The sequence below is a fragment of the Microcella sp. genome, assembly GCF_033763155.1.
Lineage (GTDB): Bacteria > Actinomycetota > Actinomycetes > Actinomycetales > Microbacteriaceae > Microcella.
The window spans coordinates 1-2,539 of record NZ_JANRKZ010000069.1 but is presented as its reverse complement, the minus strand read 5'-3'; the positions used below and the strand labels follow the sequence as shown (position 1 = coordinate 2,539).

The 2,539-nt window shown below is 69.6% G+C and carries 2 protein-coding genes; one reads left to right on the top strand and one right to left on the bottom strand.

Annotated features, from left to right (window positions below; all coding sequences use genetic code 11):
* The coding region (locus SFU54_RS03045) for a cysteine desulfurase family protein (protein ID WP_319014842.1) at positions 1-1,126 on the bottom strand (1,126 nt) is incomplete at its 3' end.
* Between the two features lie 115 nt (positions 1,127-1,241).
* Between SFU54_RS03045 and SFU54_RS03040 the strand changes: the two genes are divergently transcribed.
* On the top strand, positions 1,242-2,539 hold a 1,298-nt coding region (locus SFU54_RS03040), incomplete at its 3' end, for an alpha-amylase family glycosyl hydrolase (RefSeq protein WP_319014841.1).

The following is a 2,539-nucleotide window of genomic DNA, read 5'->3' as shown; positions in this document are numbered from 1 at the left end:
CTATCGCGAGCAGAACGTGGCTCGGTTCGGGAACCCCGGCCTGGCACGCCGACCCGGTCGAGGCGGCGATGCCTCGCGCGTCGAGGAGCATGAGCAGCGAGTCTCCCTCGGCGCCCGGAACCGTCAGGTGCAGCGTGCCGGGCAAGGCGAGGGCGTCGAGCTCGGCGGCCCGCGCCACGTGGCTCGCCGCCCTGGCCGGGTCGCTGGCCGCCGCCGAATGCGCGAGCTCGGTCGCCACCGCGGCCGCGCCCGCCGCCCCGCGCAGCACGGCACTCGGCACCGTGCGACGGATGCCCTCCGCGAGCCGCTCGCGCAGCATCCGTTTGTGCGCCGCTCGGTCGTCGAGTTCGGCGTGCGCGCGTTCGGCGGCGACGGCAAAGGCTGCGGCGCCCGCGGCATCCATGGTTCCGGAGCGCCCGCGTTGCTGGCCGCCGCCATGCAGCAACGGCACCACCTCAGAGCCGCGACGAAGCGCGAGCGCCCCGACCCCCACGGGGCCGCCGATCTTGTGCGCCGAGATCGAGACCGCCGACACCCCGTGCGGCAGTGGATCGAGCCGAACCTGCCCGTAGGCCGCGATCGCGTCGACGTGCACGGGCACGCCGACGGCCGCGGCGAGCGCCGCCGCCTCAGCCACGGGTTGCAGCGTGCCGACCTCATTGTTCGCGTGCAGCATCGTCAGAAGGGCCACGTCGGTGCCGTCGCCCAGAGCGCGTTCCAGGCTGTCGAGTCGGAGGCGGCCGAGCTCATCGACCTCGAGCCAGCTCAGCGTTGCGCCCTCGTGCGCCTCGAGCCACTCGACCGCGTCGAGCGCGGCGTGGTGTTCGGTGCGCGGCACGAGAATGCGCGGTCGCGCATCCGTCGACGCAGCGGCGTTGCGCGCCCAATACAGACCCTTAATGGCGAGGTTGACGGCCTCGGTGCCGCCGCCCGTAAAGGTCAGCTCGATGGCGTCGATGCCGAGTGTCGCGGCGATGCGCACGCGCGCATCATCGAGCACGGCCCGTGCGTGCTGGCCTGCCGTGTGAATCGACGACGGGTTGCCGACGAGGTGCAGGGCCTCGACATAGGCGTCACGCACCTCGGCGGGCATCGGCGAGGTGGCGGCGTGGTCCAGGTAGATCACGATGGCCTCCTCTCGCAGCATGAACTCGGTTGCCGGTGGCCGACATGCGCAGCGCACGAACCCTCGCTGCGCACCATGAACGGGGCGTGCGTGCGGTTGTCCTAGCCTAAGACGCATGGCGACGAACGACCCTTTCGCGCACCTCGGCGTGCGGCAGACCGCGCGAGGTGGAGAGATCCGGGTCGCGAGCACGCACGCGACAGCGATTGAACTGTGCATTTTTTCGCCGGATGACCCCACGTGGGTCACCGAGACCCACGACCTGCACCGCATGAAGTCGGGCGTGTGGCACACCACGACGAAGTCGTTGCGACCGGGCGTGCGCTACGCGTTGCGCGTCGACGGCCCCGAGGGCCCCACGCACGCGTTCGATCGCACGAACCTCTTGCTCGACCCCTACGCGCGAGGGCTCGCCCGCACGCCCGATGGAGCCTGGCGCAGCTATGTGCAAGACGACGCCTTCGACTGGGCCGGCGTGCAAAAGCCGCGCGTCGCGCTCGATCACACCGTGCTCTACGAGGCACACGTCAAAGGGCTGACCAAGCTCTCGCCCGAGTTGCCCGAAGAACTGCGCGGCACCTACGCGGGCCTCGCACACCCGGCCACGATCGCTTACCTGAAAGACCTCGGCGTCACGACGATCGAGCTCTTGCCCGTGCACCAGCACGTGAGTGAGCAGCGCCTGCAGAATCAGGGACTCATCAACTACTGGGGCTACAACACCCTCAACTTCTTCACGCCGCACGCCGCGTATGCCACGCGCGAGGCCCAGTTCGGCGGCACGGGCGCGGTGCTGCGCGAGTTCAAGGGCATGGTCAAGCTCTTGCACGAAGCGGGCCTTGAGGTCGTGCTCGACGTCGTTTTCAACCACACGGCCGAAGAGGGTCGCGAGGGGCCGACCACGAGCTTTCGCGGCATCGACGCGGCGACCTACTACCGCCAGCAGCCCGACGGCACCTACATCGACACCACCGGGTGCGGCAATACGATCGACTTTTCGCAGCCCGTGGCCCAGCGACTCGTGCTCGACTCGCTGCGCTACTGGGCCAACGAGGTGCAGATCGATGGCTTCCGCTTCGACCTCATGGCCACGCTCGGGCGTAACGCGGGCGCAGAGTTCGACCGCGAGCATCCGTTGTTGCGGGCCATTCTTGACGACCCCGCGCTGCAGGGCGTGAAGATGATTTCTGAGCCCTGGGATGTCGGCATGGGCGGCTGGCAGGTCGGCAGCTTTCCGCACGGCTACCACGAGTGGAACGACGGCTTTCGCGATCGCGCGCGAGCTTTCTGGTTGACGGATGTCGGCGCGGCGCGTGCGCACGGCACCGCCCCCGAAGGAATCGGCTCGCTCGCGCGGCGCATGACCGGCAGCGCCCACGTCTTCGCGCATGACCGCGGTCCCCTTGCGAGCGT